This is a genomic window from Fictibacillus sp. UD (genome assembly GCF_043558025.1).
Lineage (GTDB): Bacteria > Bacillota > Bacilli > Bacillales > Fictibacillaceae > Fictibacillus.
Window position 1 is genome coordinate 48,769 of sequence record NZ_JARUHH010000003.1, and the last position, 22,011, is coordinate 70,779.

Annotated in this window: 17 protein-coding genes and 1 other RNA gene; 17 read left to right on the top strand and 1 reads right to left on the bottom strand. The window is 38.8% G+C overall.

Annotated elements, in window-relative coordinates; genetic code table 11:
* The first annotated feature begins 178 nt into the window (after positions 1–178).
* From P8610_RS06570 to P8610_RS06650, 17 genes are all read left to right on the top strand, one after another.
* On the top strand, positions 179–2,461 hold the full coding sequence (locus P8610_RS06570; RefSeq protein WP_394603655.1) for a DEAD/DEAH box helicase: 2,283 nt from the start codon (positions 179–181) through the stop codon (positions 2,459–2,461).
* Positions 2,445–3,710, top strand: coding sequence for a ribonuclease H-like domain-containing protein (locus P8610_RS06575; protein ID WP_394603656.1), 1,266 nt, complete (start codon positions 2,445–2,447; stop codon positions 3,708–3,710). The genes P8610_RS06570 and P8610_RS06575 overlap by 17 nt, the downstream gene beginning before the upstream one ends.
* A 411-nt stretch (positions 3,711–4,121) precedes the next feature.
* The gene (locus P8610_RS06580) at positions 4,122–4,682 is read left to right on the top strand and encodes a DUF1273 domain-containing protein (protein ID WP_289495378.1); all 561 of its coding nucleotides are present in this window, start codon (positions 4,122–4,124) and stop codon (positions 4,680–4,682) included.
* An 83-nt stretch (positions 4,683–4,765) separates the two neighbouring features.
* A complete protein-coding gene (gene gpsB, locus P8610_RS06585; protein WP_289495379.1) occupies positions 4,766–5,080 on the top strand; it encodes a cell division regulator GpsB in 315 nt (104 codons plus the stop codon).
* Between the two features lie 75 nt (positions 5,081–5,155).
* Positions 5,156–5,565, top strand: an RNA gene (rnpB, locus tag P8610_RS06590) — RNase P RNA component class B.
* A gap of 137 nt (positions 5,566–5,702) precedes the next feature.
* Positions 5,703–6,845 carry a THUMP domain-containing class I SAM-dependent RNA methyltransferase gene (locus P8610_RS06595; RefSeq protein ID WP_394603657.1) on the top strand — a complete coding sequence of 381 codons (1,143 nt, stop codon included), beginning with the start codon at positions 5,703–5,705 and terminating at the stop codon, positions 6,843–6,845.
* Positions 6,846–7,080: 235 nt separating this feature from the next.
* Positions 7,081–7,260 (top strand): hypothetical protein, encoded by a 180-nt coding sequence (locus tag P8610_RS06600; protein WP_394603658.1) that lies wholly within the window; start codon positions 7,081–7,083, stop codon positions 7,258–7,260.
* 93 nt (positions 7,261–7,353) lie between these two features.
* The gene (locus P8610_RS06605) at positions 7,354–8,874 is read left to right on the top strand and encodes a carboxypeptidase M32 (RefSeq protein WP_394603659.1); all 1,521 of its coding nucleotides are present in this window, start codon (positions 7,354–7,356) and stop codon (positions 8,872–8,874) included.
* Between the two features lie 119 nt (positions 8,875–8,993).
* Positions 8,994–9,401, top strand: a complete 408-nt coding sequence (locus P8610_RS06610; protein WP_394603660.1) for a CoA-binding protein — start codon at positions 8,994–8,996, stop codon at positions 9,399–9,401.
* 224 nt (positions 9,402–9,625) lie between these two features.
* Positions 9,626–11,566, top strand: coding sequence for a DNA topoisomerase IV subunit B (gene parE, locus P8610_RS06615; protein ID WP_394603909.1), 1,941 nt, complete (start codon positions 9,626–9,628; stop codon positions 11,564–11,566).
* Between the two features lie 13 nt (positions 11,567–11,579).
* On the top strand, positions 11,580–14,024 hold the full coding sequence (parC, locus tag P8610_RS06620) for a DNA topoisomerase IV subunit A (RefSeq protein WP_394603661.1): 2,445 nt from the start codon (positions 11,580–11,582) through the stop codon (positions 14,022–14,024).
* Between the two features lie 304 nt (positions 14,025–14,328).
* Positions 14,329–14,835, top strand: coding sequence for a metal-dependent hydrolase (locus P8610_RS06625; RefSeq protein WP_394603662.1), 507 nt, complete (start codon positions 14,329–14,331; stop codon positions 14,833–14,835).
* A gap of 84 nt (positions 14,836–14,919) precedes the next feature.
* Entirely contained in the window at positions 14,920–15,435 is a 516-nt protein-coding gene (locus P8610_RS06630) for a type 1 glutamine amidotransferase domain-containing protein (protein ID WP_394603663.1), read from the top strand.
* Positions 15,436–15,555: 120 nt separating this feature from the next.
* A complete protein-coding gene (locus tag P8610_RS06635) occupies positions 15,556–16,374 on the top strand; it encodes an EcsC family protein (RefSeq protein WP_394603664.1) in 819 nt (272 codons plus the stop codon).
* Positions 16,375–17,102: 728 nt separating this feature from the next.
* On the top strand, positions 17,103–17,987 hold the full coding sequence (locus P8610_RS06640) for a hypothetical protein (RefSeq protein ID WP_394603665.1): 885 nt from the start codon (positions 17,103–17,105) through the stop codon (positions 17,985–17,987).
* A 797-nt stretch (positions 17,988–18,784) separates the two neighbouring features.
* Positions 18,785–19,468 carry a hypothetical protein gene (locus P8610_RS06645; RefSeq protein ID WP_394603666.1) on the top strand — a complete coding sequence of 228 codons (684 nt, stop codon included), beginning with the start codon at positions 18,785–18,787 and terminating at the stop codon, positions 19,466–19,468.
* Between the two features lie 451 nt (positions 19,469–19,919).
* Positions 19,920–20,591 (top strand): hypothetical protein, encoded by a 672-nt coding sequence (locus P8610_RS06650; RefSeq protein ID WP_394603667.1) that lies wholly within the window; start codon positions 19,920–19,922, stop codon positions 20,589–20,591.
* Between the two features lie 560 nt (positions 20,592–21,151).
* On the opposite strand, the gene P8610_RS06655 is transcribed toward P8610_RS06650, so the two are convergent.
* Positions 21,152–21,985, bottom strand: coding sequence for a YitT family protein (locus tag P8610_RS06655; protein ID WP_289495389.1), 834 nt, complete (start codon positions 21,983–21,985; stop codon positions 21,152–21,154).
* Positions 21,986–22,011: the final 26 nt, after the last annotated feature.

Sequence of the window (22,011 nt, forward strand, 5' to 3'; positions counted from 1 at the left end):
ATAAGTGATTGTACTTTATTGCAGTTTACTGCTTACGGTCCTGCTGTTCATCTGCGGTAAGCTAAGAAGAGATTATCCAACAAAAAAATCGATAAACTTTTGTGGACTTGATCATATGATTAAGTCCCTGTTTCATTACGAACAAATATTCGTTAAAATAGATATTGAGGTGGTAGACATGTTTCGAAAAAAATCCATCCAGCAAGTCATGGATGTTTTACGTGAACCTGATATATCAAAACAAATTGTGCACTGGAAGACGATCGAGCCAAAAGAAGCGGTTTCGGTTCCACTGCCAGACTCTTTGCATATAAACATTCAATCTGCTCTTCAAAAAAGAGGGATTTCTTCACTATATATTCATCAGTTATCGGCGTATGAAGCAGCGCTAAGAAAAGAAAGCTTTGTAGCGGTAACACCAACGGCTTCAGGGAAAACGCTTTGCTACAACCTGCCAGTGCTGCAAGAGGTAGCAAACAATCCTGAATCTCGTGCTCTATATCTTTTTCCTACAAAAGCTCTAGCTCAAGATCAAAAATCAGAGATGAATGAACTGATCGATGAGATGGAACTCGATATTAAGAGTTATACGTATGATGGCGATACACCGGCAAATATCCGCCAAGTGGTGAGAAAAGCGGGGAACATCGTCATGACGAATCCTGATATGCTTCATGCTGCTGTTCTACCGCATCATACGAAATGGGTCTCTTTATTTGAGAACTTAAAATATGTCGTTGTAGATGAGCTGCATACATATCGAGGTGTGTTCGGAAGCCATGTGGCCAATGTAATCCGGCGATTAAAACGCATCTGCAAGTTTTACGGAAGCGATCCGATCTTCATCTGTACCTCTGCAACCATTGCGAATCCAAAAGAGTTAGCAGAACAGCTTACAGGAAACCCAATGACACTGATTAATAACAATGGTGCCCCGGCTGGACGTAAGCATTTTCTGTTTTATAATCCTCCAGTCGTAAACAAACCGCTTAACGTAAGGCGAAGTGCAACACTGGAAGCCAGAAATCTAGCCAAACTGTTTTTAGAAAACCACATACAAACGATTGTATTTGCGCGAAGCCGTGTAAGAGTTGAGATTCTGCTTACTTATTTACAAGAGCTCGTGAAAAAGGAGTTTGGCACGAAGTCGATTCAAGGCTACCGCGGAGGCTATCTGCCTAAACAGCGTCGAGCCATTGAAAAAGGACTTCGAAACGGAGAGGTTATGGGTGTCGTTTCAACAAATGCATTAGAACTTGGTGTCGATATCGGTCAGCTTCATGCATGCATTTTGACTGGCTATCCAGGTTCGATTGCAAGTGCGTGGCAACAGGCTGGACGAGCAGGACGCCGTCAGGATGAAAGTGTGGTCATAATGGTAGCATCATCATCACCACTCGACCAGTATGTTATACAAAACCCGGATTACTTCTTTGAACGTTCACCAGAATCGGCTCGAATGAATCCAGACAACTTAATTATTTTAGTAGATCACCTGAAATGTGCGGCTTATGAACTGCCGTTTCAAGAAAACGATAAATTTGGCAATCAAGAGATTCAGGATGTTTTAGAGTTTTTAGTGGATGAACAAGTCCTTCATAAACGCGGAAAGCATTTTTATTGGATGAACGATTCGTTTCCTGCTCATAACATCTCACTGCGTTCAGCATCCCAGGAAAACGTCGTCATCATAGATCAAACCAATGTCGCTGATGTAAAAGTAATCGGTGAGATGGACCGCTTCAGTTCGATGACCCTTCTTCATGAAGAAGCCATCTATCTCCATCAAGGTACACAATATCAAGTCGAAAAACTCGATTATGAAGAGAAGAAAGCATTTGTTCGTGAAGTGGACGTAGACTATTTTACGGATGCAAATCTTGCTGTTTCATTAAACGTGCTGGAAGTGGACAAAGAAACGACAAACGAACAAAATGCTAAAGCCTATGGCGATGTTATGGTCGTCGCTAAAGCGACAATCTTTAAAAAAATTAAATTCGAAACTCATGATAACATTGGGTCTGGACCGATTCATCTGCCTGAAGAGGAGCTTCATACTTCCGCAACGTGGTTAACGTTCCAAAATGAAGACTTGAGTGAAGAAAAGCTAGAAGCGGGTCTACTGGGGATTGCACACGTGCTGCGCCACGTTGCACCATTATTTGTTATGTGCGATGCAAATGACTTACATGTGGTTCCACAAGTGAAAGCCGTTCATAATCAGCTGCCGACGATCTTTATCTATGATCGTTATCCAGGCGGTATCGGACTAAGTGAAAAAGTGTATGGATCGTGGGATACGGTACTTGAACAAGCACTTGCCATGATAAAACGCTGTCCATGCGAAAACGGCTGCCCGTCTTGTACAGGTACGCTGGAAGAAGGAAATAACAGCAAAGAGCTTGCTGTGAAACTGATTTCTCAGATTAAAGGAGCGGCACATCATGTCGATTCAAAATAAACTGAACCGGCTAAAAAAGCATATGGTTAACCCTGTTTCGACACCACCTCTTCAAACAAAAACGACTACTGAGGCTCCAAAAGATACTACTATTGATCATGCAGAATATTGGGAGAAGTTTGGAGCCGAACCTTACTTTTTTGAAGACGATTATTGCATCATTCGAAAAGTGCAATATCCGCTCGATCAAGTTTGGGGGCGCTATCAGTTTTCTGATGTGAAGCATGCAGTGGCCCAGTGGCAGGAAGTAAATGCGCATCATCCCCTCAACGCTAAAGGTCTGGACGTCTCTGAACTGTTATTTTTCGATACAGAGACAACCGGTTTAAGCGGTGGAGCCGGAAATACGATCTTCATGCTCGGAATGAGCCAAATAAAAGAAGATCACGTTTTGGTTCATCAGTTTTTCTTGCCTGGACCAGGGTCTGAAGTGGCACTTTATCATTACTTTTTAAATCATGTAAAGAATTTGCGGAACCTTGTGACATATAACGGAAAATCGTTTGATTGGCCGCAAGTAAAAACACGTCATACGCTAATCAGAGATTATGTTCCATCATTGCCTGAGTTCGGCCACTTTGATCTGCTGCATGGTGCAAGAAGGCTTTGGAAAGAGACGCTTCCTGCAGTAAAGCTTTCGATTGTTGAAAAAGAGATTTTAGGCGTAAATCGGATACACGACACTCCTGGATTTTTAGCTCCAATGCTTTATTTTCAATATTGCAACGAAGGAGATCCGTCGCTGCTTGAAGGTGTTTTTCAGCATAATGAGTGGGATGTATTATCTTTAATTACACTCTTTACACATATGTCTGGCGTTGTGACAGGGAATAGTTTCCGGACAGAGAAGGAAACGTATGAAGCGGCTCGATGGTTTGAATCATTAAATGAAATAGAATTTGCTTCATCCCTTTACGATGAAGTCCTTCAAACGGGAACTTCACTGCAATCTCAATCAAAAAAATCGCTTGCTGCTCTATATAAAAAGCAGAACAAAATAGAGATTTCTGTTCAATACTGGCTTGAATTGCTTCAGGAAAATGAGCTGGATGAAGAGCCTGCAGTTGAGCTTTCTAAATATTATGAGCACGTACAAAAAGAATATGAAAAAGCGCTCCATTTTGCAGTTGCCGCATATACCGTCTGGAAGGGTAAAAAAAGATTAACAAAGAGGAAAGAAGAGCAGGAAAAACGGGCTTTTGCAAAAAGGATCGAACGATTAGAACAACGCATCATCCAATATTCGTAAAAATTCGTCAAATTTATGAATAAGTTCAAAATATCTCTTCTCAATTGCCTTTGTTTTTTGTAGAATAAGAGAGGACATGAAAATGTTTTTGAAAAAATAAATTTCCCCTCTTTTTATTCCCCGGGTAAGCGCAAAATACGCCATGAAACCTCATATTTCTACGTGGTTTTCGTCAATATTCTGTGTTGTTCGATTGTTTTCGCAAAATAACCCAAAAAGTAAAGAGGGAAATGATATATTTTAAGCTATGGAGAGATGGTACGTGAAGCAGTGGATTGTCGTTCTATTTTTTGTTGTAGTCGGTTTAACGCTTATGATTGGCAATGAAATCAGTCATTCAACACAAAACTTTTAATGAAAAGCCCGGCTATGAATGAAGCCGGGTGTTTTCATTAATAGGGGGTTTATTAAATGCTTCAAACGTTACTCATAAGCGGTTACAAAGCCCATGAGCTAGGCATCTTTAGTGATAAGCATGAAGGGGTATACTACATAAAGAAAGCACTACAGAATAGAATCGTTTCTTTACTTGATGAAGGATTAGAATGGGTCATCATCAGCGGCCAGCCTGGTGTGGAAATGTGGGCTGCAGAAGTGGTGTTCGAGCTGCAGCTGGAGTACGCTGATCTGAAGCTTGCCGTTTTAACACCATTTTTAGAGCAAGAAGCACGGTGGAAAGAAAATGTACAAGAAAAATATCACGAAATTTTAGCTCAGGCAGATTTTGTGGATTCTGTAAGCCGGAAGCCTTATGAGTCGCCTGGCCAGCTGCGTGTGAAGAATCAGTTTCTGGTGCAGAAAAGCGATGCTATTCTTCTTCTTTACGACGAAGAAAAGGATGGTTCGCCGAAGTATTATCTCGATGCAGCCAAACAAAAGCAGGAAATGGACAATTCGTACGAAATATTTTATATTACTCCTTATGACTTGGATGTTCTTGTTCAAGAAGAACAATATAATCGCAATGAATAAGTAAGAGTAAAGTAGAAAGAAATTGACATTTAGGTCAGGTAATGAAAAAATAAATCTTAGAATCTTTGTGTGAGGTGATTCACATGAGTGAACAGCGTTTTCATTTAACGGCGAAAGAAATATTGGAAAAAGACTTTAAACAAGGCTTTCGTGGCTATGATCAAGACGAAGTAGACAAATTCTTAGATCTTATCATTAAGGATTATGAAAACTTCCAAAAAGAGTACGATGCGGTTGTCCAAGAAAACAATCGACTGCGCAGAGATGCTCAAAATTCTTCTGATCATCAGCAGACACGCAGAATGCCTGCAGTAACTTCAAGTACGACGAACTCCGATATTCTTCAGCGTTTGTCTAACTTGGAAAAACATGTTTTTGGTAGCAAATTATACGATTGATTCCAGTTATTATCCATTTGTTTTTATGAGTTTTGCATGCTATAATGAATCTTGCTTTTAAAAACTAAATCAATAACGTTCGGGTAATCGCTGGACTAGATTTTCTAGTTTAGAGGAAAGTCCATGCTCGCACGGATCTGAGATGACCGTAATGATCGTGCCTGGCCAAAAAATAAGCCAGGGTATCTTGGTTTGCTCTTTTTGAGCTTACTGGGTTAACGGCAGGGAACGCACCTAAGTCCATTGGATATGGTGTTAATAACTTGAAAGTGCCACAGTGACGTAGTCCCGATGGAAACAGAGGGAGTGGAACGAGGTAAACCCCACGAGCGAGAAACCCAAATTATGGTAGGGGAGTTTCCCACTTCGGAATTGAACGAATGGGAGAACAAAAAGCTAAGGCTTTTTGTAGATAGATGATTACCACCGGTGTACGAGGCTACCAGCCGTTTGCAGTACTAAGGAACAGAACATGGCTTACAGAACGTTATTGGTACCTAAATTAAAGCTGAATGAGGGCCCCGTTTACCGGGGCTTTTTCTATTTTACATAAAAAAGAGTCTGGAATTAAGGGTATACTGTTAACAACACTAAATGCAAGAGAAGTAAGGAGTTTTATGATATGGCACAATTACGACTGCTCGCGACAGCTGCTATGGGATTAGAGGCCCTTGTAGCAAATGAAGTGCGCGCACTAGGTTTTGAAAACGTAAAAGTTGAAAATGGAAAAGTGTATTTTGATGGTGATGAGAAAACACTCGTAAAAGCTAATCTATGGCTGCGTACAGCTGACCGCGTTAAACTTGTGGTAGGTGAATTTACAGCAGAAACATTTGATGAATTGTTCGAAAAAACAAAAGCACTTCCATGGGCTGATTTTATCCCAGAGGATGGAGAATTCCCTGTAATCGGCAGATCGGTAAAATCAAAGCTTTTCTCTGTATCTGACTGTCAGGCGATCGTAAAGAAAGCAGTAGTCGATAACTTAAAAACGGCTTACAACCGTAAAACATGGTTTCCCGAAGACGGTGCATTGTATCGGATTGAAGTTGCGATCCATAAAGATATTGCAACATTAACGCTTGATACGAGTGGTACAGGTCTTCATAAGCGCGGTTACCGTGAATTGCACAGTGGTGCGCCTATTAAAGAAACGATGGCAGCAGCGCTTATCATGCTGACAAACTGGACACCAGACAAACCTTTCGCTGACCCGTTCTGTGGATCAGGAACACTTCCTATTGAGGCAGCGATGATCGGACAAAACATCGCGCCAGGTTTAAACCGTGAGTTTGCTTCTGAAAAATGGAACTGGATCGATAAAAAGGTTTGGTATGAGGCAGTAGGAGAAGCTCAAGACGTTGCAAAATACGATTTGCCTCTTGAGATACAAGGATCGGATATTGATCATAAGATGATTGAGCTGTCCAAGAACAATGCAAACGAAGCCGGGTTTGAAGATTTTATTACGTTTAAACAGATGCAAGTGCGTGATTTTACTACTCGAAAAGAGTACGGTTGCCTTGTGACGAACCCACCTTATGGAGAGCGATTAGGTGAGAGAGATGAAGTAGCACAGATGTACCGTGATCTTGGGCATGCGATGAAACCCTATGACACGTGGAGTGTATATGTGATTACTTCAAACGAAAAGTTTGAAGAATACTACGGCCGTTCAGCAACAAAGAAACGCAAATTGTACAACGGTGATCTTAAGACGGATTACTACCAATACTTCGGGAAGCGACCACCTAGACAATCGTAGATTCGTGGAATGCTGCAATAAATTCATAATAAATTACAGGCTGGCTCATACAGAGCTGGCCTGTTTTACTATTTATTCCTCAATCCACCTAATAATTTCACGTACCGTACAAGTTTTATTTATCTATTATCAAACATCTGAAATAAAGTACCCAAATACGATAAAAGGATCAGTTTAATATACATAACGACCTGTACATACTATGCCTAACGAATAAACAAAGGCAGGTAATACGATGTACACACAATACAGTCATTTAGACAGCATTAAAAAGGCATTTCACAGTCTTCAGCCACATCTAGCGGATCATCATAAAGATGAAATACAAAATGTGCTTCATCAATCAATTGGACACGTAAACAATATCGACCCATCATTTGCGACATATGCTGAAATGTTTAAGGAAGATTTTTAGAAAAAATAAAATCGACCAGCAGGACTTTTTTATTGTGTCACGAAATCTTATAACGGTATGTTTTTAATGAAACCGTGAAGGGATGGAAATGAAATGACACAAACTAAATTAACTGTTGAAAAAGAATTCTTAGATTATGTAAAAAAAATGGTGCATGTAAACGAAGCGATCGGTCTTATGTATTGGGATCTTCGTACGGGGGCTCCTAAAAAAGGTGTAGAACAACGCTCTGAAGTAATCGGAACATTATCATCCGATGTATTTGCGATGTCTACGTCTGAGGAAATGAAAAATTATATCGAAGAACTTTCAAAGCCAGAAGTTCAGGATTCGTTGTCTGACGTTACGAAAAAGACGTTAGAAGAAGTGAAAAAGGATTACGAGCGCAACGCGAAGATTCCACCTGCTGAATTTAAAGAATATGTAATTTTGCAATCGAAAGCTGAAACCGTTTGGGAAGAAGCGAAGAACGCATCTGACTTCTCCTTATTCCAGCCTTACTTAGAAAAGCTAGTTGAATTCAACAAGAAGTTTATTGAGTATTGGGGCTATGAAGGCAACAAATACAATACGCTTTTAGATATGTATGAGCCAGGCGTAACAGTTGAGATCTTAGATGAGACGTTCTCTAAGCTGCGTGACCGTATCGTGCCTCTTCTTCAAAAAGTTACAGAAGCAGGTCAGCCTGATACGAAGTTCTTGTTCGAACATTTCCCAAAAGATAAGCAAAAAGAATTCAGTATGCATGTTCTAAAAGACATGGGCTATGATTTCGATTCTGGCCGTTTGGATGAAACGGTTCATCCGTTTGCGATCGGTTTAAATCCTGGGGATGTACGTGTAACGACAAAGTATATGGAGAACGACTTCCGTACGGCCGTTTTCGGAACGATCCATGAAGGCGGACATGCACTTTATGAGCAAAACATTTCTGAAGAGCTTGTAGGAACTCCTCTTGCAACGGGTACATCGATGGGAATTCATGAGTCTCAATCTCTGTTCTGGGAAAACTTTGTTGGTCGTCACTTTGGTTTCTGGAAGAACCATTACGCGATGTTAAAGAGCGTTTCTGGTGCACAGTTTAACGGAGTAGAGCTTGAAGATTTCTATCGTTCAATTAACGTGGTTGAGCCATCACTCATCCGTATTGAAGCAGATGAAATGACATATCCGCTGCATGTTATCGTTCGTTATGAAATTGAAAAAGGTCTGTTTAACGATGAGATCGAAGTGAAAGACCTGCCGCGTATCTGGAACGAAAAAATGCAAGAAAATATTGGTGTAACTCCGAAAAACGATGCGGAAGGTGTGCTTCAGGACGTTCACTGGTCAGGCGGAAGCTTCGGTTACTTCCCGTCTTATGCTTTAGGCTACATTTATGCAGCACAGCTTAAAAATGCGATGCTGAACGACATTCCTGACTTCGACTCACTTGTGGAGTCTGGTAACCTTCTGCCGATCAAAGAATGGTTAACGAAGAATGTCCATCAGTATGGGAAGATGAAGAAGCCGATTGAAATCCTAAAAGATGTAACAGGTGAAGGATTGAATCCAGATCATCTGATCGCTTATTTTGAGAAAAAGTACAGTGATATTTACCGCTTAAACGGATAATTTTCCATAAGCCGGCGGCTCTCGAAACGAACTCGAGAATGCCGGCTTTTTCATGAAAATGTTTCATTTGTACGAATTTTGTCTAAAACTATATAAAAAGATATTAGGAGGAAGAAAAAATGGGAGCTGCAACGACACAAGATATCCAGAACCTGTTAAAATTAAGAAAACGTATTGCTGTAGTCGGTTTATCCGATCAGCCGTTTCGTACTTCCTATATGGTCTCAGAATACATGCAGAATGCTGGCTATGAGATCATTCCCGTGAATCCTAATGTCACTGAGGTTTTAGGGCAAAAAGCATATGCTACTCTTGAGGACATTGAGGGACATGTTGATATTGTCAACGTGTTCAGACGCAGTGAATTCCTTCCAGAGGTTGCCCGTTCAGCAGTAAAAATAAAAGCAGGTTTTTTCTGGGCACAGCTTGGTTTATACAGCGCTGAAGCAGAAGAGATTTTGCAAAGTGCGACGATTCCTTATATTATGGATAAGTGCATTAAAGTGGAACATGCTATGATACGGTAGTAATGAACCACCCGCAATCATACGGGTGGTTTTCCCATGCTTAACTACATTGTCACTTTTTATAAGTAATATTCTTTTTTAGGCTAAAGGTTTTCGGTCGATATACCGAGAAATAAGAGGAGAATATACAGACAACAGTAGTATAGAAACAAACGTTCTGCTATTATAGTAGTACTGCAGCAACGTGAAAGGAGCAACACATTTTGGCAAGTAATAAGTCATTTATGGAATATAACGATGATGCCATACAGGTGCTTGAAGGTTTAGAAGCCGTTCGAAAGCGTCCTGGTATGTATATTGGAAGTACGGATGCCAGAGGTTTGCATCACCTCGTTTATGAAATTGTAGATAACGCCGTTGATGAAGCTTTAGGCGGATTCGGTGATTACATACATGTGAAAATTCACAAAGATAATAGTGTTTCAGTATCAGACGATGGCCGCGGAATGCCTACTGGAATGCATAAGCTCGGAAAACCAACACCAGAGATCATTTTTACCGTACTTCACGCTGGAGGTAAGTTCGGACAAGGCGGATACAAGACATCTGGAGGACTTCACGGAGTAGGTGCTTCTGTTGTAAATGCTCTATCAGAATGGCTTGAAGTAACAATCCATCGTGATGGTAAGACATATCGCCAGCGTTTTGAGAATGGCGGTAAGCCCGTTACAACTCTAGAAGTGATCGGAAACACACGCAAGTCTGGAACGACCGTCCATTTCAAACCAGATCGTACGATGTTTTCCACGATCAACTATAATTATGAAACATTAAGCGAACGTCTTAGAGAAGCAGCATTCTTGTTAAAAGGCATCAAGATTGTGCTTGAAGATGCCCGTAACGGTGAAAAAGATGAGTTTCAATTTGATACAGGTCTTGAAGCATTCGTAAAATATTTGAACGAAGATAAAGATTCTCTGCACTCTGTCGTAAGTTTTGAAGGAACACAAAACGAGATTGAAGTTGATTTTGCGTTTCAATACAACGATGGCTATGCAGAAAACGTACTGTCATTCGTAAACAACGTTCGTACGAAAGACGGTGGGACGCATGAATCTGGTGCGAAAACAGCAATTACAAGAAGCATTAACGAATATGCCCGTAAAACGAACATGTTGAAAGAGAAAGATAAGAACCTAGATGGATCTGATATTCGTGAAGGGTTAACGGCGGTAGTTTCCGTACGCATTCCTGAAGAATTTCTTCAATTTGAAGGGCAAACGAAGAGTAAGTTAGGTACGAGTGAAGCGCGATCTAGCGTTGATGCGGTTGTAGCTGGAAAGCTCGCTTATTTTCTTGAGGAGAATCCTGCAATAAGTGAAATGCTCATCCGTAAAAGTATTAAAGCCGCACAAGCTCGTGAAGCAGCTCGTAAGGCTCGTGAAGATGCGCGTAACGGTAAGAAGAACAAGCGTAAAGATTCGATGTTAAGCGGTAAATTAACTCCAGCTACATCAAAGAATCCTGAGCGTAATGAATTGTACCTGGTAGAGGGTGACTCTGCGGGCGGTTCAGCAAAACAAGGACGAGACCGTAAATTCCAAGCGATTTTGCCGCTTCGTGGTAAAGTAATCAACACGGAAAAAGCAAAGCTTGCAGATATTTTTAAAAATGAAGAAATCAACACAATCATTCATGCAATCGGTGCTGGAGTCGGCTCTGATTTTACATTGAAAGATGTGAACTACGATAAAATTGTCATCATGACCGATGCGGATACAGATGGCGCGCACATTCAGGTTCTTCTTTTAACGTTCTTCTATCGTTATATGAAGCCGCTTATTGAAGAAGGAAAAGTGTTTATCGCACTTCCTCCTCTTTACAAAGTGAGCAAAGGAACCGGAAAGAAAGAAGTCATTGAGTACGCCTGGGATGAAGACGAGCTAAGAGAAGCACAGAAAAAGATCGGAAAAGGCTACATCATTCAACGCTACAAAGGTCTAGGCGAGATGAACGCCGACCAGCTATGGGAAACAACGATGGATCCTGACACACGTACGCTGATCCGTGTACGTATAGATGACGCTGCCCGTGCCGAAAAACGTGTATCTGTCTTAATGGGAGATAAAGTTGAACCACGCCGTAAGTGGATTGAAGAACATGTGGCGTTCGGCATAAACGAAGAAACGAACATACTAGATAACGAGAACTTGTCAGCATTCTGAGGAGGTTTAAAGATTGTCACTGCTTGAGAAATTTAGAGAGCTGCCGTTAGAAGACGTAATCGGCGACCGCTTCGGAAGATACAGTAAATACATCATTCAGGAGCGTGCATTACCTGATGCAAGAGACGGCCTGAAACCCGTTCAGCGCCGTATTTTATACGCGATGTTCGCAGAAGGAAACACGAACGAAAAACCATACAGAAAATCGGCAAAGACGGTCGGTAACGTAATCGGTAACTATCACCCGCACGGTGATTCTTCCGTTTATGAAGCGATGGTCCGTATGAGTCAGGACTGGAAAGTAAGAAACGTCCTGATTCAAATGCACGGTAACAATGGTAGTATCGACGGAGATCCAGCAGCAGCCATGCGTTATACAGAAGCAAGGCTTTCTGCAATCGCGTCTGAACTATTGCGTGATATTGATAAAGAAACCGTAGAATTCGCACCAAACTTTGATGATACAACAGAAGAACCAGTTGTGTTGCCAAGCCGTTACCCGAACCTTCTTGTAAATGGTTCAACCGGTATCTCTGCTGGTTATGCAACAGATATTCCGCCACATCATCTAGGTGAAGTAATTGATGCCGTTACGATGCAGATCGATAACCCTGATGTTTCACTAGATGAATTAATGACGGTTATTAAAGGTCCTGATTTCCCGACAGGCGGAATCGTACAAGGGCTTGACGGAATTAAAAAGGCGTTTGAAACAGGAAAAGGCCGCTTTGTCATTCGTGCAAAGACGGAGATTGAAAGCTTAAAAGGCGGTCGCCAGCAGATTGTTATTACAGAAGTACCTTTTGAAGTGAACAAAGCGAACCTCGTTAAACGTATGGACGAGCTGCGTTTAGATAAAAAGGTAGATGGTATCGCTGAGATTCGTGATGAGACGGATCGTACTGGTTTACGAATCGTAATTGAGCTTCGGAAAGACGGTAACGCAGAAGGAATATTAAACTTTTTCTTCAAAAATACCGATCTTCAAGTCTCTTACAACTACAACATGGTTGCAATTCATAACAAAACACCGAAGCTGATGGGATTAAAAGCCATTCTTCATTCTTATATTCAGCATCAAAAAGAAGTAGTTACACGCCGTACTACTTATGATCTGAGAAAAGCAGAAGAACGTTCACACATCGTTGAAGGTTTGATCAAGGCTATTTCAATTCTAGACGAAGTGATTGAAACCATCCGTGCTTCTAAAGATAAGCGAAACGCAAAAGACAACATTATCGAAAAGTTTCAGTTCACAGAACCACAAGCTGAAGCGATCGTTACGTTGCAGCTTTATCGTTTAACGAATACGGATATCACGACGCTTCAATCTGAAGCAGAAGAACTGGCTAAAAAGATTACGTATCTTCGTTCAATTTTAGATAGTGAGAAGAAATTATATAATGTGATTAAAAAAGAGCTGTCTGAGGTACAGAAAAAGTATGCAGATCCCCGCCGCACGGTGATCGAAGCGGAAATTGAAGAAATTAAAATCGACATGGAAGTGATGATTCCTTCTGAAGACGTGATGGTGACCGTTACGGAAGATGGGTATGTTAAGCGTTCAAGCGTTCGTTCTTACAGTGCATCAAACGGCGAACCGCCAGGCATGAAGGATACGGATTCACTGCTCATGGCGTCACAGCTGAACACGACAGAAACGCTTCTCATGTTCACGAACAAAGGAAACTACATCTATCTGCCAGTATACGAGATGCCTGAGATCCGCTGGAAGGACATGGGGCAGCATTTAGCGAGTCTTGTTGGACTGGATAAAGATGAGAAGCTGATTAAAGCGTACCCGATCAAAGAATTTGCAGAAGACCAATACCTCATCTTCTTTACAAAGCAGGGTATGGCGAAGAAAACAGAACTCAAGGCTTACAAAGCATCACGCTACAACCGTCCACTGATGGCAGTTAAGCTAAAAGCGGAAGATGAAGTAGTAGACGTTTCGTTAACGAACGGAAAACAGGATGTCTTTATTACCACTCATTTTGGGTTAGGATTATGGTTTGCAGAAGAAGAAATTTCCATCGTCGGCCAAAGGGCATCTGGCGTAAAAGGAATTAACTTAAAAGCTGGTGACCATGTGGTAAGCGGATTTGCGCTTCCAGAAGATCCAGACAAAGCGCAAGTGATTATTGCCACTCAGCGCGGCGCATTGAAAAAGATGAAGGTTTCGGAGTTTGATAAAACATCTCGTGCTAAACGAGGGCTTGTGATGGTCAGAGAATTAAAATCAAACCCACATCGCATCGTAGGTATGAAGCTTGTATCTGAAGAAGAAACACATTTTGTGCTAGAGACGAAATCAGGAAAAGAAGAAACCATTTCAGCTTTAAACTACAAACCAGCTGATCGATATAACAATGGTTCGTTTGTTGTGGATACTGGTGAGACAGGTCCGATCACACGAATCAAGTTGTTGGTTTCGACGGAACAAACAAAAGAGTAGCGTATGCTGCTCTTTTTCTTCTTTTTACATATGGCTCTGTTGCTTTTGAAAGTAGTTGATTTCCGTTCCAGGATGCTCGCTTTCCGGGGGGGGCGTACGGTGAGCCACCTAGCGCTCTGCACTGTTAGGTGTCTCACCTGTCCCGCTGATCCCCCAGGAGTCTCGCACCTTGCACTCCAATCAACTGATCAATGAAGAAAATAAAAAACAACAACTGTTAGAAAAGAGCCAAAAAAACTTAAAAGTAACAAATTTCAGATTAAGCACTATGGAAAAACAACTAGAGAAATGAGAGATACATAACATGAAGAGCAACACACATCTAATTGGGGGAGTGGCAGCAGGTGCGATTTATAAGATTGTAACGGATCTGCCGCCTGACTCCCTTCAGCATGAACTGACCTTTTTTGGAGCAGCTGTTCTGGGGAGTTTGCTGCCAGACCTTTGTCATCCGGGGTCATATTTAGGCAAGAAGACTAGCTTTCTATCAAAAACAATATCAAAAACGTTTGGTCACCGGACCATTACGCACAGCTGGATTATGATTCTACTCCTGATGATGCTGCCTAAATGGATTGATTGGAATTATGAAGACAGCTTAAGCATGGGCCTTGTCGTTGGGGTGATCTCACATTTGATACTGGATGCCGCGACTTCAAGAGGTATACAGCTTCTCTACCCGCTGCCTATTCGATTTCGTTTTCCTCTGTATACCAAAACAGGGTCGAAAACTGAAACGAATATTGCATCCATTATTAGTTTACTAGCCGCTGTTCTCATGATTCATCTCTATATCGTTTCATTATTTTAAGACATGAACTTAAAAAAGGGTTTACTTTCCTTCCTCAATGGTAATACAACAATTGTATACACAAAAACGAGGAGTGGTTAAATAATGGCTAGAATTGCAACGGTATTAGCAAACCTGTTTGAAGATGTAGAATACACGGAACCCGCAAAAGCGTTTCGAGAAGCTGGCCATGAGGTAACCGTAATCGGCTCAGAAAAAGGAGCAACACTTGAAGGCATGCAAAAAGAAGCACAAGTGACAACAAATGCTGCCATTTCAGAAGTATCACCAGATGACTTTGATGCTCTATTCATTCCAGGTGGATTTTCACCAGATATTTTAAGAGGCGACGATAAGTTCGTTCAGTTCACGAAGCATTTTTCGGATGAAGGCAAGCCGGTGTTTGCAATCTGTCATGGGCCACAGTTGTTGATTTCTGCAGAAGTGTTAAACGGAAGACATATCACAGGTTACAAATCCATTCACGTGGATCTGAAAAACGCTGGTGCAACAGTGAAAGATGAAGAAGTGGTGGTATGTGGGGGCAACTTAGTCACAAGCCGTCAACCTGATGATATTCCAGCGTTTATACGAGAGTCACTAAAAATACTTGAACAATAAGAGGAAATTGAGATAAATCGTCTAGGGTGTATTCCTAGGCGGTTTTTTCTATGAAATGAAACTTATGGTAAAAGAAAACCGTATATAGAAGTATGGAAAATAAAGAATGGATGATATGACGTGGAATCAAGAGAATATTTGTTACGTGAACTAAAAGAAATTGAGAAGTGGGAAAAGGATCAAAAAGGTCTTTGGTTTTGGGAGCGTATCACACGCTTGCCATTTAAGCTGATTGATAAAGTGACACCAAAATTTATTCAAAACAAAATTGGTACACTTCTTGATGAAATTGGTGGCTATATTCAAAATGGTGGGCAATATCTATCAAACGAGAAATCAGTATTTCAGTTTATTGAAAAGAAAACAGGGCGTCCGATAAACGAGTTATCAGATCTTCAAGACGTTCCAGTTGAAGAAATGAAAAAAGTTTCATTAGAACTGGCAGACAAAAGAAAAGGTGCAGCAACTCTTCAAGGGGCAAGCACAGGTATAGGTGGGATCTTTACGCTTGCCATAGATATTCCCGCTATCCTGGCTATTTCATTAAAAACACTTCAGGAAATTGCGATTATTCACGGATACGATCCAAAAGATAAACAAGAAAGAGTGTACATTTTAAAATGTCTGCAATTCTCAACGTCAGATTATGTTGGCAAAGAGGCAATCTTAAATGAACTTTCTGCGATAAGTGAAAAAGACGATCAAAAGTCTCGAGAAGTCATTTCTCAAATTCAAGGGTGGAGAGAAGTAACGTTAACGTTTACCGAGTCTTTTGGCTGGAAAAAGCTGTTTCAAATGGTGCCAGTGGCTGGAATCATCTTCGGGGCATTTGCGAACCGTTCAATGATCAGTGATCTTGCTGAAACGGGGACGATGCTTTATCAGAAAAGAAGGATTGTGGAGAGGTTGGGGAATGTTTCAGGTTCAACTAATAATTAATTCGAAAAGGATAATGTGATTTAGGGAAATAGAACTACCTTTGAAAGGGTAGGGATCAGGGGTAATCCCTCTCTGATCATCATCAATCCTAAAATGCCACAAACACTTTAAAAACAAAGGGGTGTGGTTTTTTATTGTTGCGGGTTTCCTCTTTCATTTTATCGTTGGAACTCAGATGTTCACATTTTGTTCACCAAGTTCATTGATTTCTTTGTTATTTAAAACTAAAATATAGATTTTATAGCTGCATCTAACATATTCTCGAGGCTATTTTCTATAATTATCTCTATATCAAATAGTTCATTTATATCCACATATATACACCTCTTAAAAATTTCACATATTATAATTTTTTGGTCCCTTAAATCAAGGTTTCGTAAATGAAACAGAATACAAAGATTCGATAGGGGATTTATATTATCATTTTTCTTCTTCAACTAAAGGAGCAGGTTTGGTTCTAGAAGGTGAAACCCATTTCATAGTAGACTCGTAAACACATCTAAAAGAGGAGTTACTTTGGAAAAAGATAAAAATTAATTAAACCTCGGCTACTGTCTGCTGAGGTTTCTCTTGTACTAAAGGGCAGTTTTATGCAATATTTCATTCTGATTAAAAATTTATAAATTCTTTAGTAGCAAAAAAACTTTAGTATTTCTCTTAATAATGATTTTATTATATAATTTGTATGGAATTTTTTAGAAATTATAAAAAGTTGGGAGAGTTAAATCTTGGATATTTTCTTGCAACAGCAATATTCTATTATGGGTTCTATTCATATGAATGAGGGTGAGGAATATAGTTTTAATTTGCCGTTTGAAGGTAAATGTGAAATTAACGTATCTGACTCTAATTTAAAAGTAAATGTGGTATTTAGTATTGAAGATGTAATAACTGATAGTGACTTGGACAAGATGAGCGATGATTTTAAAAAAGTGGTTGACAGTTACTTGGATCAAATGCGTCAAAATGCTTTTTATTTAATAAATTTATTAAAGTATTCATTAAATAATGATTGGATAACTGAAGAACTATTAAGAGTGAGCTCAAATAAAATCTCAATCGATAATTCAAATTGGTATGAGATACCTACCAAATCAATGTTACAAATGGGTCCCAGTACAATGCCAAGAGTTTTAACACAAGAAACCTCTATAATTATCCAAGAGTATATTGACTCTAAAATAGAACCTTTTGTTGCATTAAAACATCTCCAAAGAGCACGTAAAGATGAAGTACCAAGACATATGTGGATTGAAGCAACTATTGCGGCTGAACTTGCTATAAAGGAATTTTTGATACGCTTAAAACCTGATATGGAATTTATTCTTTTAGAGCTCCCATCACCTCCTTTAGGTACTTTATATGGTAAAGTATTAGAACATTACATTGGAGAAAAATATCCTAAATCTAATAAATTAGGAGACGGAGCTACAACTAGAAATAAACTTATTCATCGACCAAAAGAAGCACATATAACCTATGAGAAAGCTGTTGACTATGTACAATTGGTTGAAGATGCAATTTACTTCTTACTAAGAAAGCTGTACCCTAGTGACTCGATAATTAATTCCGGTACAGTTGCTCAGATAAGCATAAGGAGTTTAGAGCAATAAAATTATTACTCATTAAATTGCTTAATTCATATTCAAATATTTAGGCAAGAGAGTAGAGGTTATAATGGGAAAAAGGAATTTCTACATTTCAAATTATGAAGAATTTAAAAAAGAGGCTAATAAAATTTTAAAATAATAGAGAAAGTTATGAAGACTGGTTGAGGCCAGTAGAAAACGGAATAAAAGGAGAAAGAAGGACTAGAAAAATTAGGATGTACAAGAGCGATATTTAAAAAGGAAACAAGTCACGTACATTGGCTGCTTTTAGTCAACGGAGTTAAGAGATACGTTAGCCATAAAGATGAACATTATCCTGAATACTATCCTGTCTTTAAGTATTCCAAATGCCTGTGCATGGTCGGGGCTGAATTTATAAACGATTGGCATAGTAAGGCTGGAAACGATGATTTCTCAAAGTCCTGGATCAAGAAAGGTTTAGAAAGGTTAATTATCAATAGTGAGTCTGTCGCTAAAATTGTTTATGGAATCAAATTAATAAAATGTTGAGGATATGTTTATTCCAATAAATATAGATGGTCTCAATGAACAATTGAAAAAGACTTACCTTGATAATTTACTGAGGCACTTAATGAACGAATTAGCATTACGATGAATTTAAAGATGTAACAAAAAAATACTTAAAAGTAGAGTCATATGCAGCAGTGCTGGAATAGTAGTTTTAAAGAAAATTGTCGTGCACATAGGTAGCTCCATAAAATTGAATAGCTGCTTTTTCGAAGTTCATGGCTAACAAGAGACTAAAAGAAATTTCATCTTAAAAAAGTGAGTTGAATAAAATGAATAAGAAAAAAAGTCAAGATTATGATTTACTTTTAGAAACGGCTAGTGTGGGTTCAAGTTTCTTATTAGACTTAGCTGGAGAAGCGACTGCAAGTTTAATACCTGGAGGATACGGTATCTATTCAGCAATAAAACAAAAACGTGTACAACAAAATTTTGATGAAGCAATTAAGCAAATACAAATAAGAGCGCAAAGACTTGAACATAAAGTAACTACAATTAAAGAGAAAGAAAAGTACGGGGAATTAACTATAGATTTCTTAGAAGCTATAGGAGAAGACACTGAAATTGCAAAAATTAAATACTATATAGAAAGTCTAATAGTACTTATTGAAAAAGACCATTTAAAAATACAAAAGAATATGTATTTATCTACACTGAAAGCATTGACAATAGATGAAATAAGGTATCTTTATAAAATTTATCATGATAAAACAAAGTACAATAAGGCAAGCGTCGCTTTGAATATAGGTCTAGGACCATTTGGTGAGCTATCTCTAGAAGGTATCTTTGAAAAATTAAGAGCATATGGACTTTTGAAATTAGGAGCAATGAATTTAGATGGTAATCCGATTAATTATTTACCTTCTTCCTGGGGATATAACTTTTGCCGCCATTTGGAAAGTGATGATTTTATAAATGAACTTGAAAGTGAAATTAAAACCTTAGAATACATATAAAATCTAGTCAATTAATCTCAACCTGGTGCAGGTGGATTATTTATTTTGGGGGTGATTTGGTGGCAAAATCAACCTCATCACTCCCAATTATTTCAGTTTTAATTATACCTAAGTTAGGCAAATTGATGTTGGACATTGACATGTCTTCCGAAAGAGAATTGAAATAGGAAGTAGCACAGAACAGAGTTTTCTGTAAAGGGGAAGGATTGAAGTTATTTAAATGGTTTTTGGGGTTAGAAAATGAAGATAAGAAGATTTGGTATTGGGGATTTATAATATTAACAATAATTATTGTTATCCAGTATAAATATGGAGTACACAATCAGGACAGTTTTTGGACCTCTCTATTACCAAACTTCTTTGCTGATGCAATTAGTATATTAATCACTACATACTTATTGGCTAACTTATTAGAAAAAAGGGAAACAACAAGAAAAAAAAGGAAGCTTATATGATTTTTGGTGAGGAGTACAACGATGTTATTCAAACCATTGCTAAAAGATATATATGGCATATCACAAAAATCCCTCCAAGGGAGAAGCATGGTAAAGATTTGAAAACCGAGAATGATGATGAATATGATGATGAAGATAAAGACAAAGATAAAGACAAAGACTATGATTATGAACTAAGACAAGGAGTGTTACTGCAAACAGTGGTAAAATTTAAGTGTTTTGACAGAGAAACATTTACTATTCTTAATAGTAATAAAGCCATAAATCAAGTTGTTAGAAAGGAAAGGAAAAACCTAAAAAAAGAATTAGAAGAAACAGTAAATAATATTACAAAGTATATTGGAGTAGACTTTCTGATAACAAAATATCAGGAAGTACATGGTATGGAAGGAAGAGATTATCTAGAATTTGGAAAAATGTTTAAGGACAGGTCTCTTGAAGATATTAGTGAAATTAAGGAAAAGTATTTTCAATTCTTCCCTACTAATTTATTAATTTCGATTATCAAGTTGGAAAATTACTTAAATAGTGGTATTATACATGTGGCAGGAGACTTGGAAAGTATTGAAAAAGTCTATCTAAAAAAATCAAAATTTAACCTTAATGAATTTAGAGAGAATCTTTTCAGATATGGGAAAAGAAATAATATTTCTAATGGATTACTTTGAAGAATATGAAGTTCGAGTTAAGCAGACGTCCTAATACTATAATCACTTTACTTGGTTGCCAAATTGAAAACAAGTAAGATTAGAACATATTTATTTGCATGAGTTACTACTTATTGCTAATGAAGGCCGGGAAATACAGGGCGGTATAAGTATTTTCTATTTCATACTATTTGATTGGTTCCAAATCCGAAACAGAAAATGTTAACTATCTAAAGGAATTTAGAATTGGTATTTGTAAAATAGATTTGATTACTTTTGGACTAAAGGTGACTTCCATACGTGACATGGTGTCGTATAAATAATGTTGCAGTTTAGCGGTGCTGGACGATATAATAGCAAATAAGAGAAAAGGAAAATTGTTTTAAACCTTGCTATATCAACGTATATGACTATCTAGATAAGTTACCCTTGAACTATTACTACCTTGACAGGGTAGAGGTCGAAGGACCTCATAATCAGTAAGTATGCATTTGCAGCATAGCAAAAGGGTCGATTCAATAAATGAATCGACCCTTTAACTTCTTTTCATATCATGTATTCATCTTTTCTTCAAGTTCATCTTACGTCTTAGGAAATGTAAATCCTTCCCCAAACACATCTCTTACATCGTGGACAACGACAAATGCTTTTTCATCAACTCGTTGGATCATTTTCTTTAACAAAAACAGCTCTTGTTTATTGATTACTACATAAAGTATATCTTTTGCTTCATTTGAGTAATGGCCTTTTGCATTAATAATGGTAACTCCGCGATCCATCTCATCGCTTACTTTTTGAGCAATTTCTACCGTGCTTTCAGAAATAATCGTGACAGCTTTTCTCGTATCGAAACCATCAATCAAGTAATCAAGAATTTTTGTACTAATATAAATGGATATTCCAGTGTACATCGTATTTTCAATCCCTATTACAAACGAAGATCCAATTACGACAAGAATATCAAAAACAAACATAGATGTACTAACACCCCAGCCGAAATGCTGATTCAGCATCCGGGCAACAATGGTTGAGCCTCCTGTTGTACCGCCTGAACGCAGCACTAGTCCTAATCCAATCCCGATGAAAACACCTGCAAAAACAGTTCCAAGCATAATGTCTACAGGGTTACCCATACCCTCTGTTAGATGCATAAAGAGAGAGGTAAAGAATATGGCAATCATCGTATACCAAGTTACTCTTTTATTTAGAACTTTATAACCAATGGCTAAAAGTAAGCCGTTCATGATGAAGTTAGTCAGACCTGGTGACCAACCTAATAAATAATAAAGGGTCATTGAAATACCTGTAACGCCGCCTTCACCCAATTCGTTAGGGATGGCAAACCAATTTACGCCAAGTGCAAAAAACAGGGATCCTATAATGATTAATGTAATCTCTTTTCCTGTATGGTTCATATTTTCACTCCGTTCTACCTGAATAC